The organism is Mycobacterium sp. TKK-01-0059 (assembly GCF_000709305.1).
GTDB classification, from domain to species: domain Bacteria; phylum Actinomycetota; class Actinomycetes; order Mycobacteriales; family Mycobacteriaceae; genus Mycobacterium; species Mycobacterium intracellulare.
Genome location: NZ_KL446993.1, coordinates 2112591 through 2126842, shown reverse-complemented (window position 1 = coordinate 2126842; position 14252 = coordinate 2112591). Strand labels below are relative to the sequence as shown.

The 14252-nt window shown below is 64.7% G+C and carries 15 protein-coding genes; 8 read left to right on the top strand and 7 right to left on the bottom strand.

The annotated features are described in order from the left end of the window. Positions 1 to 12: 12 nt before the first annotated feature. The gene (locus K883_RS10215; RefSeq protein ID WP_036454358.1) at positions 13 to 1461 is read right to left on the bottom strand and encodes an FtsK/SpoIIIE domain-containing protein; all 1449 of its coding nucleotides are present in this window, start codon (positions 1459 to 1461) and stop codon (positions 13 to 15) included. Between the two features lie 97 nt (positions 1462 to 1558). Further along, the gene (locus tag K883_RS10210; protein ID WP_036454356.1) at positions 1559 to 1900 is read right to left on the bottom strand and encodes an SCO3933 family regulatory protein; all 342 of its coding nucleotides are present in this window, start codon (positions 1898 to 1900) and stop codon (positions 1559 to 1561) included. A gap of 218 nt (positions 1901 to 2118) precedes the next feature. Between K883_RS10210 and K883_RS10205 the strand changes: the two genes are divergently transcribed. The 3 genes from K883_RS10205 (at position 2119) to K883_RS10195 (ending at position 4621) form a co-directional block, all read left to right on the top strand. Beyond that, on the top strand, positions 2119 to 3267 hold the full coding sequence (locus tag K883_RS10205; protein ID WP_240619081.1) for a hypothetical protein: 1149 nt from the start codon (positions 2119 to 2121) through the stop codon (positions 3265 to 3267). After that, complete coding sequence (locus K883_RS10200; RefSeq protein WP_036454354.1) at positions 3264 to 3983, top strand: creatininase family protein; 720 nt, start codon at positions 3264 to 3266, stop codon at positions 3981 to 3983. Before K883_RS10205 ends, K883_RS10200 begins: the two co-directional genes overlap by 4 nt. 119 nt (positions 3984 to 4102) lie before the next feature. Continuing rightward, entirely contained in the window at positions 4103 to 4621 is a 519-nt protein-coding gene (locus K883_RS10195; RefSeq protein WP_369798878.1) for a twin-arginine translocation pathway signal, read from the top strand. 333 nt (positions 4622 to 4954) lie between these two features. On the opposite strand, the gene K883_RS10190 is transcribed toward K883_RS10195, so the two are convergent. The 5 genes from K883_RS10190 to K883_RS27495 form a co-directional block, all read right to left on the bottom strand. Further along, complete coding sequence (locus K883_RS10190) at positions 4955 to 7852, bottom strand: MMPL/RND family transporter (protein WP_036454352.1); 2898 nt, start codon at positions 7850 to 7852, stop codon at positions 4955 to 4957. Further along, positions 7849 to 8253 (bottom strand): MmpS family transport accessory protein, encoded by a 405-nt coding sequence (locus K883_RS10185; protein WP_020822383.1) that lies wholly within the window; start codon positions 8251 to 8253, stop codon positions 7849 to 7851. The genes K883_RS10190 and K883_RS10185 overlap by 4 nt, the downstream gene beginning before the upstream one ends. Before the next feature lie 182 nt (positions 8254 to 8435). Continuing rightward, positions 8436 to 9044 (bottom strand): TetR/AcrR family transcriptional regulator, encoded by a 609-nt coding sequence (locus K883_RS10180; RefSeq protein ID WP_036455386.1) that lies wholly within the window; start codon positions 9042 to 9044, stop codon positions 8436 to 8438. After that, positions 9019 to 10230, bottom strand: coding sequence for a transposase (locus K883_RS26695; protein WP_156035631.1), 1212 nt, complete (start codon positions 10228 to 10230; stop codon positions 9019 to 9021). The genes K883_RS10180 and K883_RS26695 overlap by 26 nt, the downstream gene beginning before the upstream one ends. 12 nt (positions 10231 to 10242) lie before the next feature. Then, a complete protein-coding gene (locus K883_RS27495; protein ID WP_156035629.1) occupies positions 10243 to 10416 on the bottom strand; it encodes a hypothetical protein in 174 nt (57 codons plus the stop codon). 255 nt (positions 10417 to 10671) lie between these two features. Between K883_RS27495 and K883_RS10175 the strand changes: the two genes are divergently transcribed. From K883_RS10175 to K883_RS10155, 5 genes are all read left to right on the top strand, one after another. Then, positions 10672 to 10956, top strand: a complete 285-nt coding sequence (locus K883_RS10175) for a hypothetical protein (protein ID WP_369798876.1) — start codon at positions 10672 to 10674, stop codon at positions 10954 to 10956. Positions 10957 to 11047: 91 nt separating this feature from the next. Beyond that, the gene (locus K883_RS10170) at positions 11048 to 11527 is read left to right on the top strand and encodes a GreA/GreB family elongation factor (RefSeq protein WP_008263067.1); all 480 of its coding nucleotides are present in this window, start codon (positions 11048 to 11050) and stop codon (positions 11525 to 11527) included. A 42-nt stretch (positions 11528 to 11569) separates the two neighbouring features. Then, entirely contained in the window at positions 11570 to 11992 is a 423-nt protein-coding gene (locus tag K883_RS10165; protein WP_009956764.1) for a GtrA family protein, read from the top strand. Between the two features lie 91 nt (positions 11993 to 12083). Continuing rightward, positions 12084 to 13475, top strand: coding sequence for an FAD-binding oxidoreductase (locus K883_RS10160; RefSeq protein ID WP_036454349.1), 1392 nt, complete (start codon positions 12084 to 12086; stop codon positions 13473 to 13475). Between the two features lie 11 nt (positions 13476 to 13486). Then, positions 13487 to 14251, top strand: coding sequence for a decaprenylphospho-beta-D-erythro-pentofuranosid-2-ulose 2-reductase (locus K883_RS10155; protein WP_008263064.1), 765 nt, complete (start codon positions 13487 to 13489; stop codon positions 14249 to 14251). Position 14252: the final 1 nt, after the last annotated feature.

The following is a 14252-nucleotide window of genomic DNA, read 5'->3' as shown; positions in this document are numbered from 1 at the left end:
CAGTGTCGGTCCTCACCGCTGCCCCTGACTGCCTCGGTAGTCCGAGCGGTCTGTTCCGTTCCCCGTCGTGCGTGGTGTGCGGGGGCGGGGTGCGGGAAAGGTTCGGGCCAAGGCGGTGATGTCACGGTCGCTGACGTGAAACGCCCGCACCCGCATCGGGTCGGCGGTACCGTCGATCATCACGTACCCGACACCAGGTGTGGCATCGGCGATAAGGTCGCACTCGGCGCCGGCATCGCGTGCTCCTTGGCCCAATACCATCGCGGTCTGGGTGGCTTCGGTCATGCGCAGCCCGATCCGCACGGTGAACAACTGCCGCACCGGCAGGGTGTCTTTGGCAGGGTCTTGAACCGCGGCCACCACCGAAATCCCGACCGCGCGGCCTTGGGAGAGCAGCAGGCCGAGCAGCTGTTCGATCTCGGCGCGAACCTTGCGGTCGGTGACGTAGGCGGTCAGCGCGGCGATCTCATCGATGACCACCACGATCAACGGCTCGGCCGGGGTGGGGGTGTGCAAGCGGGTATGTCCGCGCAGCCGGTTAGCCCGCGCCTGCATCAACGCCGCCAGCTGGCGCAGCAGCTCGACCGTGGGTTCGCCGGTGTGGTGGCAGAACTGGGAGAACATCGGTGCGCCCGCACCCAGTTCCATGCCGCCTTTGGGGTCAATTACGCATAACCGCACCCGGCCTGTCGTGACCTGTGGTGCCAGTCCGGCGATCAGCGACCACAGCACCGATCCTTTGCCCGCCCCGGTGGCACCGGCGATCAGGATGTGCTGTCCCAACACAGGCAGTTGCCACCAGGTCCGTGTCTCGGTGATTCCGACCCGCACCGCGGCCAGGTTGACCGGGGTTGCTCGCGTCGGCATGGGCAGGCTGATGGGTTGGGCGAGCACGTCACCGCGACTGATGATCATCCGCAGCTCGCCGGGAGTGGTGGCGCGGATCGTGACTCGCTCAGCCCGCCACGCCGCCGCCAGCGCGTCGCCGCGCTTCTGCCAGTCGTTGATCGATTGCCCTGCCACCACCCGCAAGGTCAGCACGTCGGAGTGACTGCCGATCTCCACGGACCGCAGCGCGGGCACCAGAGTGCGGTCACCGAGCCGGGCGGTCAACCCGTGCAGGGTGCACACCGACTCCCAGGTGCGGCCATAGCGCCACCACGACAAAAAGCGGTGCCGCACCGGGTTGGTCACCCACGCGCTAAACGAGGACGGCTCCACGATCGCCCAGCCGGTGTACGCCGCGGTAGCGAGGGCGGCGGTCAGCAGGCCCGCGCGGGCGCCGTGGGCGATGGCGACCCAGGTCGCCAGGATGGCCGGGATGCTGAGGGCGGGGAACAGGATTGCCCACCACAGCAGATAACCGGCGGCTTTGGCCAGCGACCAGATCAGCTCGCCGATCCATTCATCATCAGAGGACTGATTAGTGTTGCGGTTCTTAGGGTTTGAGGTGTTCGGCATGATGCCACGCTTTCCCTGCGACGGATTGTTGGGTGGTCCGGAGCCTGGCCCGGCAGCCGCCCCGCGCTCTTGCGGGTGCTGCCGGGCCAGACCGCCGCTATCGGGCCTGCTGGCCCGCCTTGGCGCCCGCACCCGGGTCGGTGGCCGGGGTGATGGTTTCGGCGCGATACGCGATGCCCGAGCGGCCATCCTGCGACCACGGCAACGCCACCAGACCCGACACCGCAACCGGTTGGCCGACAATCACTTTGGGCTCGCCAACCACGGTCACCGCCAGCACCTCCCCGCCGGTGGCATCCAGGGCGATCAACTGGACCTGCCACAACGCCTGCCCAGTCGCTTTATCGATGCGTGGTGCACCGGTGTCGAAATTGGTGCGCTGCTCGGGAACCCGGGTGCACAGGAACGTCACGCCGGTGGTTTCGATTCGCAACTTCATGGATTGCTGTCCTTCCTGGTGGTGTTCACACGGTCTGTTCGGCCGCGACTCAAGGACAGCGCCACCCCGGATGTTGCCGGAAGTGACAGCCAGTGATGGGGGTGATAACCGAAAACGCGCGCGCATAGCTGACCTGCGCCGATGCGTGCGGCATGATCAAAGCCATGGCCGCAGCTGACCCGATCCGGGCACGCAACGCCCAACGGCTCCGCGATGCCATGGACCGGTACGGCTACAGCCTTCGTGAGCTGGCAATCGAGGCCGAGAATGTTCGCCGGCTGCGCGGCGACGACAACGTCCCTACCCGCGAAGCCCTCAAGCGCGAGATTTCTCACGTCCTGGCGACCGGCAAGGTCGGACCGATGTGGCGTGAAGACCTGGCCGCAGTGTTCGGTGTCCAACCCGATGAGTTCTTCATCGTGCCGATCGAAAGCCAGTTGCCGCACCCCCTGTTGCCGCAACTTCCCGTCGACAGCGACGTTGTTGATGTCATCCAGGTTCAGCAACATGCTCATATCCGCGCCGAACACGCCTTCGGCCCCCAGCACGCCCGCCCACTCGTCGAGTCCGATCTGGTCACGATCGAATCCCTGATCGCCCATGCGCCGCCGCGGCTCAAACCACAGATGCGGCACGCCGCCGGGACAATCGCCGAGGTCGCGGGATGGATCGCCCAAGACCTCGGCGATCACACCGCCGCGGAAAAACTCACCAACACCGCCGCCCTGCACCTACGGTCGGCCGGCCCGGAACTCAATGCGATGATCCTCATGCGACAGTCCAACATCCTTGCCCGCACCAACCCCGACCTCGCCGCTGACCTGGCCGCCGACGCCGCCGAACTCATTGATGGGCAAGACGTAGGTCGCCTGGCAGCAAGCATCGCCCGCCAACAAGCCCTCGCTGAGCTGGCCAACCACAATGAGCCGGCGTTCCACCGCCACGCCGCCACGGCGTTAGACCTCAGCGACGTCGATTCCACCACCCACGACCGCGCGATCTACGCCCACGGTGCCTACGTTGCCAGCGAGATCGCCTCCGGCTACCTACGCATCGGCGACGCGGACAAGGCGGTAACCCTGCTTGCCGGCCATCATCACGCCTGGACATCAGACCAGCACCGCGACCGGGCCGTGGCCGATATGCGGCTTTTGCATGCCTACATCGCTGTTGGCGAGTACCAGCAAGCGCTGACGCTGACCGTCACAGCGATCCCGGGCTACCTGTCCGCACCCTCTCAGCGAGCCCGACTTCACCTCGCCAAGGCAGGCACAATCGTCAGGGATCGCCGACGACGCAACAAAAGCCCGGTGCTGCAACAGCTCGCCGGACGTATAAAGAACGCCACCCAAGGAGTCATCACGTGAGTCGCCGAGTCATCCCCGACACCACCACCGCAGACTCCGCGGCAACAAGAACCGTCGCGGTCCTGCCCGTCGGCTCGTTCGAGCAGCACGGCCCCTACCTACCGTTGGGTACCGATACCCTCATCGCCTGCGCTATCGCATCATCAATCAGTCAGCATCACAACGTGTTTCAGCTACCGCCCGTCGCATTCGGCTGTTCCCACGAGCACGCCGCCTATCCCGGCACCGTGAGCGTCAGCGCGACCGCGCTCGCCGCAATCGTCGTCGACATCATCGAATCACTTGCCCACCAAAACATCGCCGCGTTGATCGTCGTTAACGGCCACGGCGGCAACGCCGTCCTCACCAACGTCGTGCAGCAAGCCAACCATGCGCGGACCCCGATCAAGGTCGGGCTGTACCCCAGCCGCGAGGACTGGGCTGAGGCCCGCATCGCTGCAGGAATCAAAAGCAGCAACCACGACGACATGCACGCCGGCGAACTAGAAACCTCCATCCTGCTCGCCGCCTGCCCCGACTATCTCCGCGACGGATGGCAAACCAGCGATCACACGGCCAGCGACCGCCGCTACCTCACCACCCTCGGCATCCACGCCTACACACCTACCGGCGTCATCGGCTCCCCATCGCAGGCCACCGAAACCAAAGGCAACAAAGCCCTCGACCACCTCGGCCGCAATGCGGCCACCCTGATCGAACTCACCACCGCCCAGTAAGCCGAACCAGCTGCCGAGCGGGGCGGCTACCGTCCGCTGGCGCTGCCGTCCGCCGCCCCGCCACATCCCCAGCCCCCTACGCCGCCGAAGTCCACCAGCCGCCACCACTGAACTGCTGTGTGAGAACTTTCTTTACTGGTATCAAGCAGCGTGTGTCGGGCAAAATATTCACTGCACTCTTGGCGTTGTCGGTCGTGACTTCCGTGGGGTTGGCGGCTGGACTGATCTACTTCCAATACCTGCCAGACCGTGCCACCGACGCCGCGGCCGCTAAGTCCGCAATCACGGCGGCTACTGGTGGAACGGTCGCCATCCTGTCGTATTCTTCGGACACTCTCGACCGCGACTTTTCTTCAGCCAAATCCCACTTGACTGGCGACTTCTTGTCCTACTACAACCAGTTCAGCCAGCAGATCGTCGCGCTGGCTGCCAAGCCGAAGTCCTTGAAGACGACCGCGGTAGTACTTCGTGCCGCCGTGTCGGAGTTGCATCCGGACTCGGCTGTCGTGTTGATGTTCGTCAACCAACGCACGGTGAGCTTGGATCGGCCAGAACCGACATTGACCACGAGCAGCGTTCTGGCCACATTGACGAAAGCTCATGGTCAATGGCTCATTTCGTCGTTTGAGCCTGTCTAAGACCACGATGCGGTGTCCGGTTCGCCATGCTCTGGTACTTCATCGCGATCGCATCGGCCAGCGGGAGTTGCGCTTCGAGCGCCGAGATGAGGTTGCGGGGAAGCCAGCTGCGCGTGGGCCGGATTCCTAAAGGAGCACTCGTTGATCCATGCTGACTGCAATTTTGCGGCGGTCCTTTAGGATACGAACATCGCGTTACGAATCACCACGCAGAATCCCTCGCTGTCAACCCCGGCCAGTGTCGGCGGCCTGACAGGCAGCGCCGGATCTAAAGTAGATCAGCTCCTCGACGGTTGCTTCCTGCGGTGGCAGCGGTGGATCGACCCGTAGACCTCATGCTGATTGGGAAGTCACCGCTGGGTCTCCGTCTTCCCACAGCAGCAGTTGGCGAACTGCGGGACGTGGCCCGTAGGGCCGAAGCATTTGGCTGGCTGGACGCGGCCGCACCCGTTGGGGCCACCAGAACCAACGCCCGAGAAGTGTGGCGATGGACGGGGTCATGAACGACCGCACGATCAGCGTGTCGAACAGCAGACCTAGACCGATGGTGGTCCCCACCTGACCAAGGATCACCAGCGAGCTGAACATGAAGGAGGCCATGGTGGCGGCGAACACTAGGCCCGCAGAGGTTACCACCGAGCCGGAGCCGGCCATCGCTCGGATGATGCCGGTCTTTAATCCAGCGTGTATTTCTTCTTTGAACCTCGAGATCAGCAGCAGGTTGTAGTCGGATCCCACCGCCAAGAGGATGATGACAGACAGCGCAAGCACCACCCAGTAGAGTTTGATGCCCAAAAGGTCTTGCCAAACCAGTACCGACAGCCCGAACGAGGTGCCCAGCGAAAGTGCCACGGTGCCCACGATGACCACCGCGGCCACCAGGCTTCGGGTGATGAACAGCATGATCAGCAGTATCAGGCTCAGCGCGGCCAGACCGGCGATCATGAGGTCGTAATTGGCCATGTCGTGGATGTCTTTGTAGGTTGCCGCGGTGCCGGCGAGGTAGATGTGGGCGTCCGCCAGGGGGGTGCCCTTCACGGCCTCGTGGGCTGCTTTCTTGATCGGATCGACATGCGAGATACCCTCGGGGGTCGCGGGATCGCCTTCATGGGAGATGATCATGCGGGCGGCCTTGCCGTCGGGGGAGAGGAATAGTTTCAGACCTCTTTTGAACTCGGGGTTGTCGAAAGCCTCCGGCGGTAAGTAGAAGGAATCGTCATTTTTGGCGGCGTCATACGCTTGTCCCAGGGCAGTCGCGTTGTCAGTCGAGGCCCGCGTTTGGGCGTTGATCCCGAAGTTGGTGGCGTAGCTGGACAGCGTCAGTTCCAGATTTTTCTCCTGGTCGGCGATCTGCGGCGGTAGCAGCGTGAGCAGTTGCTGCTGGCCGGCATCCAATTTATCCAACGATGCGGTGAGGTTTTGAAACTGTTCGCTGAGCTTGTCGATACCGTCGAGTGCGTCAAAGACGTTTCTGAGCGCAGAACAGACGGGGATATCGTAGCAGTGCCTTTCCCAATAGAAATAGCTGCGAATCGGCCTGAAGAAGTCGTCGAAATTCGCGATCTTATCGCGCAGGTCATTGGTCGTTGCGATCGTGTCGTGAAAGTTCTGGGTCTCGGCGTGGGTAGCGGCTGCGAGCTCTTTCTGCAGGGCGTACTGCCGGTTCAAGATGTTGATCGTATTTCTCAGCAGGTCGGCCTGCTTCAACAGGTCTTCCGCGCGTTCTTTCTGGTAATGCAGGTTCTGGATCTGGCCGACGTTTCCCGCGCTGATCTGGAAAGCTAGCGAGGTGTGATCGATCGGGGTTCCCAGCGGCCTGGTCATGGACTGAACCCGGGCGATACCGGGAGTGTGAAAGACCGCCTTGGCTACCCGCTCCAGGTTGATCATGTCGGCCGGGTCGCGCATATCGTGATCGGCCTCGATCATCAGCAGTTCGGGATTTAGCCGGGCTGGAGAAAAGTGCCGTTCCGCCGCCGCATACCCGACCTTTGCCGGAACCGATGAGGGCATATAGGCCTTGGCGTCGTAACTGGTTTGATACCCCGGTAAGGCGAGCAGACCGACCAAGGCGACGCCACAGGTCACCACCAGTATGGGGCCCGGCCAGCGGACGATGGCCGTGCCGATGCGCCGCCACACCCGGGTCCTCATCGCGCGCTTGGGGTCTAAGAACCCAAAAAAGCTGGCCACGGTCAGCACGGCCGGGGCCAGCGTGAGCGCGGCTGCAACCGCGGTCAGCATGCCCACCACGCCGGGAATGCCCATGCTTTGAAAGTAGGGCGACCGGGTAAAGCCCAGACAAAACACCGCGCCGGCAATAGTCAGTCCCGATCCCAAGATAACGTGGGCCGTCCCGTGCGACATCGTATAGTAGGCTGCTTCGCGATCCTCGCCCGCTTGCCGGGCCTCGTGATAACGGCCGACGACAAATATCGCGTAGTCCGTCCCGGCGGCGATGGCCAGCAATGTGAGAATATTGACCGAGAACGTCGAAAGTTCGATGATCCCGTAGTTTCCAAGGACCGCGACGATTCCGCGGGCGCAGGCCACCTCGATCAAAACCACGGCCAGCACCAGCGCGACGGTGACGACAGACCGGTACAGGGAAAACAACATGACCAAGATCACCAGGCCCGTGATCAGGGTGACCTTCAGAAGACTTTTCTGGCCCGCGCTGAACTGATCCGAGATCACCGGCCCCAGGCCGGTCACATAGGCCTTGACCCCCGGTGGTGGTGGCGTATGGTCCACGATGGCACGGACGGCGTTGACAGACTCGGTCGCCAAGCTCTGTCCTTGGTTGCCGGACAAATACACTTGAACGTAGGCGGCCTTGCCGTCGTTGCTTTGCGAGCCCGCCGCCGTCAGCGGATCCCCCCAAAAGTCCTGGACGTGCTGGACGTGCTTGATATCGGCTTCGAGCTTGCGGACCACGGTGTCGTAAAACCGGTGGGCGTCGTCGCCCAGCGGCTTATCGCCCTCTAGGAGGACCATGGCCGAATTGTCGGAATCGAACTCGTGAAAGAGTTTGCCCATGCGTTTCATCGCCTGCAGCGACGGCGCATCGTTGGAGCTCATCCCCACCGTGTGCGCTTCTGCAACCGCCTCCAAGTTCGGCACGGCAATATTGGTGACGCCAGCCAGCGCCAGCCACAGCAGCACGAGCGGCACCGAAAGCCGGCGGATGGTGTGCGCCAAGAAGGACCGCCGGCCGTCACGGTCGCTCATGCGGACTTCACCAGGCAGAAGGTATAGGCGTTCACTTCGTTAAAGACTCTCTCGTCCTTGACCTCGCCGTCCACGATGATGCGGCAGCCAAGGGGATTGCTGTCGCCCTGTGCCATCAGGTTGGCAAAGGCCCCGGGCTGTGTCGTAATCATGGTCAACGACCACGGCAGGGCCGCGTCGAGGACTTGCTGGGGCTGAACATTGATGTCCAAGTAGTTGATGGTTGCCACCTTCCCGGGTTCGCCGAAGACCTCAAGGGTGATGCGCTTAGGGTTGAAAGGCTCGATTTCTTCCGAGACGGCGCCGGTGGCCGAAGTGCTCTTGTGCGCCCCGAAGGCACCATGCAGTCGGAAGACGCCGAACCCCGCGACCGCGACCACGACCACGGTGACCAGCATCATCCAGCCGCGCCTGACCAGGCGGCTAACTGAAATACCCTTCACCCGTTGGCCTTTCGATGACCGGTGACACATCTTCCTGCGCGTCAAGCGGGGATCGATCGCCTATGACGGTACGGTACGGGGCCGGACAGGACAAGAGACGAACACCGTACGCATTGGCCGGGCGCGCGATGACCGAGCCCTTATCCGGCGGGCCGGGTCAGGCTGGGGATGATGACGTCGTCGACGAGGGTCGGCACGGTCTGGCGGGTGGGCGGTCGGCTGGAGATGATGGACCGGAAGATGAGGTAGCCGGGCAGCAGATCCCAGAGTTCGTCGCTGATGGCGGCCTCCTCGATCTCACCGCGGTCGACGGCCCGCTGCAGGACGTGGCGGATCAAGGCTTTCCGCTGCTCGATGAACTGGTGCTGCATGACGTCGTTGAGCGCCCGGTTGCGCGACACCTCGATGAGCACCGCGCGGATGGTGCTGGCGTGCTGGCGCGCCTCCTGGCATACCACCTCCCCCAGTCGCAGCAGATCGCCCCGCAATGTGCCGGTCTCGGGCGCAACCGCGACCTGGCGGATGCCCTCGGTGAACGCCGCCAACACCAGTTCGGCTTTGGACGGCCAGCGCCGATACACGGTGGCCTTGCTGGCTCGGGCGCTCGCTGCGACCGCATCCACCGTCAACCGGTCATACCCATGCTCCTGCAGCAGCCGCAACGTCACCGCCAGCAACTCGGTCTCCCTGGGCGACCACGGTGACAACTCCGTTGTCGCGCGATCAGCAATAGTCACAGCCACCACAATAGAACCGTCGGGGCAGCACCGGCCAGTAACGTACCGTTGCACTCACACCGATTCGTCGATGTCGCAGCCGGTGGCCAGGCCAGCACAGTCGACGTCCTTGACATCTCCGCGGCTGCGCAGGCAAGCACCCGCGCCGCTGTCCCCCGACACCGCCGCCAGCACACCGGCCCAGTGCTGACGCGCAACCACGACGGCGCGACGGGCTGGTCACCGAAATCGGGAGGCCCAGGCCGCGACCGGACCGGGGCGACCACGGCAGCCCCGACGCCGCGGTCATCGTCCACTCCGGGTCTACAACGCAGACTTTCAGGTCAATAGCCCCTCTTAATCGAAGACTCGAGATAACGATGAAATTGGAGTGCCGCACCCGGGTCCAGTGCTCACGCGGAAACCGCAGGTACACCGTCAGCGAGTAACGGTCATCGAGCAGGCACCGCACCGCCGCCGGATACGAGTCGCGCCAACGCTTTTCGAACTGGTCGATCCGCTTCTGCACGTAGGCGACCGCGTCGGGGCCAGGCTCGATCGAGTCTGGCACCTCAAAGATCGCCCAGTAATCGGCCTTCACCTCCGCTTGGGCGTTCTTGGGCACCTTGGCCAACACGTTATAGCGCGATGCACCAGACACCCCTGCCGCAGCGCCGCGCCCATGGTGCGCTCGACCGCGCCGATCAACCCGGCCGCGCCGTCGCTGATCACCAGCAGCGGACACGCCAACCCACGCCCGCCGGGCCCGGTGAGGCAACCCCTCCCACGCGTCACCGGACTCGCTGGTGGCCACCTCCAGCCCGACGAACACCGGTTTGCCGTCGGTGTCGATGCCCCACGCGGCCTGCACCGGCTCGGCCGACGCGCTCGCGTGGTACTTGAAATGGCTACCGTCGACGACCAGATAATCCAGCTGCACCTCGTCAGGAAGCCGCGCCGACCACGCCTCCAACTGGGTCTTGATGTCTTCGCACACCCGCGACACCGTCGATTTCGACATTGCGGCCTTGCCGAGCCCTTCCACCAAGGTGGCCTCCACGTCACGGACCGACAGCCCGCGCACAAACCCGACGATCACCAGCGACTCCAGCGCATTCGTCTTGGTAACGCCCTTCCCGAACAACTGGGAGGCGAAGCGCTCGGTGGTGCCGCGCACCTTCAGCCGCTGCAGTGTCACCGGCCCCGCGGTGGTCTTCACCGTGATCGGACCTTACCCGTTGCGCATCCCGGCGCGAACGTCCTCACAGCCCGCGGCCCGCTCATAGCGGTCCCGGCCAAGGCACGCGCTCACCTCGGCCTCGATCGCGGCCTGCAACAGCAACGGGGCACCGAGCACCGCGACCTGCCCGATCGCACGCGCCAGCTCCTCGCCGACGGCGAACACCTCATCAATCTGAGCTTGCAACCGCTGCGCAGGCGATACTCTCTTCCACACGGACGTGGGTTCCTAATCGCCTAGGCGTCCGAACCCTTTTACACCGCCGCAGGGACAGGACCCTCAGCGCAGCGCGCCAGCCTGGGGATAGATTAATGACTTGTCAACAACCTCAAGCTGCTCTGCCGCCACCATCACCTGCTCAAGACGTTCTATACGGGCCCCGACGGCTGGCGGGATCGCCAGCTGCCCGACGGCACCGTGGTGTGGACGTCGCCGACGGGACATACGTACATCACCAAACCTGGTGGCAGCCTGTACTTTCCGGCGCTGGCGGTCCCGACCGGGACGCTGACACTGCCGGCCGTCGCGCCCGCACCCTCGCAGAACCGCGGGGTCATGATGCCCGTCCGGCAGCGAACCCGCGCCGAGGATCGCGCCGCCCGGGTCCGCTGGGAGCGCGGCATCAACGAGGCCCGCATCAGCGCCGAGGCGGCGCGTCACGCCGAGCGGTCGGCCCCCCACAACAACGACCCGCCGCCCTTCTGATGTCCGGTTCTCCCGCAGATGGTGGCGGGCCGCTCATCGTGGTGTCACACTGGTACGCCACCTGAGCACACCGGGCGAAAGGTCCACGGACGTGAGCAAGAAAGCCCCATCGGCAGCGGACGCCGCGCGGAACAACCTCGAAGCCGAGCTGGACCGGCTGCGGCAGCGGCGCGACCGCCTCGAGGCCGAAGTCAAGAACGACCGCGGGATGGTGGGCGATCACGGCGACGCGGCCGAGGCGATCCAGCGCGCCGACGAACTCGTGGTGCTTTCCGATCGGATCAACGAACTTGACCGGCGTCTGCGGGCCGGGCCGCCGGACTCCGACTCCTCGGCGACGCTGCCCGGCGGCACCGAGGTGACACTGCGGTTCGCCGACGGCGAAGTGGTCACCATGCACGTGATCTCGATCGTCGAGGAGACGCCCGTCGGCCGGGAGGCCGAGACGCTGACCGCGCGCAGCCCGCTGGCCCAGGCCCTGGCCGGGCGCAAGCCGGGCGACACGGTGACGTACTCGACGCCGCAGGGCGAGAACCAGGTCGAGTTGATCGCGGTCAAACTGCCCCGCTGACGCTGCCCGCCGGTGCCCGGCGGCCCCGTTAGACTCCCCCCAATGCTTCCCCCCGAGTCCCCGGCCGCGCCGGCGCGCCTGAGTCTGACGACACAGGTCACGCGCTTCGTGGTCACCGGCGGCCTGGCGGGGATCGTGGACTTCGGGCTCTACTTGCTGCTGTTCAAAGCGGCGCACGTACAGGTCGACGTGGCCAAGTCCATCAGCTTCATCGTCGGCACCATCACCGCCTACCTGATCAACCGCCGGTGGACCTTCCAGGCGCCCCCCAGCACCGCCCGGTTCGTCGCGGTCATGGTCCTCTACGCCATCACCTTCGCCGTGCAGGTCGGGCTGAACCACCTGTGCCTGGCGTTTCTGCACTACCAAGCGTGGGCGATCCCGGTCGCGTTCGTGATCGCGCAGGGCACCGCGACGGTGATCAACTTCGTCGTGCAGCGGGCCGTGATCTTCCGCATCCACTGAGCCGCGTCCGGCCCAGCCGGGATTGCCCGCCTCCTCAGCGGGACGCCTGCGTCCCGCATGGTCGCCGGAGCAGGCGGTACCCTCTTTGACGATGTCGAGCACCGATCCCGTGACCAAGCCCACCCGGCTGATGGGCTTTGGGCGCACCGCACCGTCGGTGGCCCAGGTGCTGTCCACCCGCGATCCGGAGGTGATCGCCAAGGCGGTGGCCCGGGCGGCCGACTCGGGCGGCCGGGGCGTGATCGCCCGGGGGCTGGGCCGCTCCTACGGCGACAACGCGCAAAACGGCGGCGGCCTGGTGATCGACATGACCGCGCTCAACCGCATTCACTCGATCAGCGCCGACACCCGGCTGGTCGATGTCGACGCCGGGGTCAGCCTTGACCAATTGATGAAGGCGGCGCTGCCGTTCGGGCTCTGGGTCCCGGTGCTGCCGGGCACCCGCCAGGTCACCGTCGGCGGGGCGATCGCCTGCGACATCCACGGCAAGAACCATCACAGCGCGGGCAGCTTCGGCAACCACGTGCGGTCGATGGACCTGCTCATGGCCGACGGGTCCGTGCGCACCATCACCCCCGACGGCCCGGACTCCTCAGACGCCGAGCTGTTCTGGGCCACCGTCGGAGGCAACGGCCTGACCGGGATCGTGCTGCGCGCCACCATCGCCATGACGCCCACGGAGACGGCATATTTCATCGCCGACGGCGTGGCCACCAAGGATCTCGACGAGACGGTGGCCGTGCACCTGGACGGCAGCGAAGCCAACTACACCTACTCCAGCGCCTGGTTCGACCTGATCAGTCCGCCCCCGAAGCTCGGCCGGGCCGCGGTGAGCCGCGGCAGCCTGGCGAAGCTGGACCAATTGCCGAAGAAGCTCGCCAAGAACCCGCTGAAATTCGATGCGCCGCAGCTGTTGACGGTGCCGAACGTGTTTCCGGTGAGCGCGATGAACAAGCTGTCGTTCATGGCCATCGGCGAGACGTATTACCGGCTGGGCGGAACCTACTCGGGCAAGATCCAGAACCTGTCGCAGTTCTACCACATGCTGGATCTGGTCAGCGGCTGGAATAACGCCTACGGCCCAAGGGGTTTCGCCCAGCATCAGTTCCTGGTCCCGCCGAACGCGATGGACGAATTCAAGGACATCATCCGCTGGATCCAAACCACGGGCCACTACTCGGCGCTGAACGTGTTCAAGCTTTTCGGCCCGGGCAACCGCGCACCACTGAGTTTCCCGATGGCCGGTTGGAACGTCGCGATGGACTTCCCCAACAAGCCCGGGATCGACGAGTTCCTCAACGAACTCGACCGGCGCGCACTGGAATTCGGCGGACGGGTCTACACCGCCAAGGACTCCCGTGTCAGCGCAGAAACCTTCCACGCCATGTATCCGCGCATCGACGAATGGATCGCGGTACGCCGCAAGGTCGACCCCTTACGGGTGTTCGCCTCGGACATGGCCCGACGTTTGGAGCTGCTCTAGATGGTGCGCCAATGGTTTTAGACGCCGTGGGGAATCCGCAGACGATCCTGCTGCTCGGCGGCACCTCCGAGATCGGGCTGGCCATTTGCGAGCGCTACCTGCAGAACGCGCACGCGCGAATCGTGCTGGCCGCCATGCCCAACGACCCGGGCCGCGACGCCGCCGTGGCGCAGATGAAGGCCGCCGGTGCGCGGTCGGTGGAGCTGATCGATTTCGAGGCCACCGACCCCGACACCCACCCGAAGATGATCGATCAGGCGTTCGCCAACGGTGATGTCGATGTGGCCATCGTCGCCTTCGGCATCCTCGGTGACGCCGAGGAGCTGTGGCAAAACCAGCACAAGGCCGTGCTGGCCGCCGAAATCAACTACACCGCAGCGGTTTCGGTGGGCGTGCTGTTAGCCGAGAAGATGCGGGCGCAGGGCTTCGGCCAGATCATCGCGATGAGTTCGGCGGCCGGTGAGCGGGTGCGACGGTCCAACTTCGTCTACGGCTCCACCAAGGCGGGCCTGGACGGCTTCTACCTGGGGCTAGGAGAAGCGTTGCGCGAGTTCGGGGTTCGTGTCCTGGTGATTCGCCCCGGCCAGGTGCGTACCCGGATGAGCGCGCACGTCAAGGAAGCGCCGCTGACCGTCGACAAGGAGTACGTCGCCAACCTCGCGGTCACCGCGGCCGCAAAGGGTAAGGAATTGGTTTGGGCACCAGCAGCATTCCGTTACGTGATGATGGTGTTGCGACACGTCCCGCGTCCCATCTTCCGCAAGCTGCCAATCTGAT

Excerpts from the sequence above, each read along its gene's own strand:
- K883_RS10215 (WP_036454358.1), bottom strand. The coding sequence starts at position 1,461 with ATGCCGAACACCTCAAACCCTAAGAACCGCAACACTAATCAGTCCTCT.
- K883_RS10210 (WP_036454356.1), bottom strand. The coding sequence starts at position 1,900 with ATGAAGTTGCGAATCGAAACCACCGGCGTGACGTTCCTGTGCACCCGG.
- K883_RS10205 (WP_240619081.1), top strand. The coding sequence starts at position 2,119 with ATGGACCGGTACGGCTACAGCCTTCGTGAGCTGGCAATCGAGGCCGAG.
- K883_RS10190 (WP_036454352.1), bottom strand. The coding sequence starts at position 7,852 with ATGAGCGACCGTGACGGCCGGCGGTCCTTCTTGGCGCACACCATCCGC.
- K883_RS10185 (WP_020822383.1), bottom strand. The coding sequence starts at position 8,253 with ATGATGCTGGTCACCGTGGTCGTGGTCGCGGTCGCGGGGTTCGGCGTC.
- K883_RS10165 (WP_009956764.1), top strand. The coding sequence starts at position 11,570 with ATGCTTCCCCCCGAGTCCCCGGCCGCGCCGGCGCGCCTGAGTCTGACG.
- K883_RS10160 (WP_036454349.1), top strand. The coding sequence starts at position 12,084 with ATGTCGAGCACCGATCCCGTGACCAAGCCCACCCGGCTGATGGGCTTT.
- K883_RS10155 (WP_008263064.1), top strand. The coding sequence starts at position 13,487 with ATGGTTTTAGACGCCGTGGGGAATCCGCAGACGATCCTGCTGCTCGGC.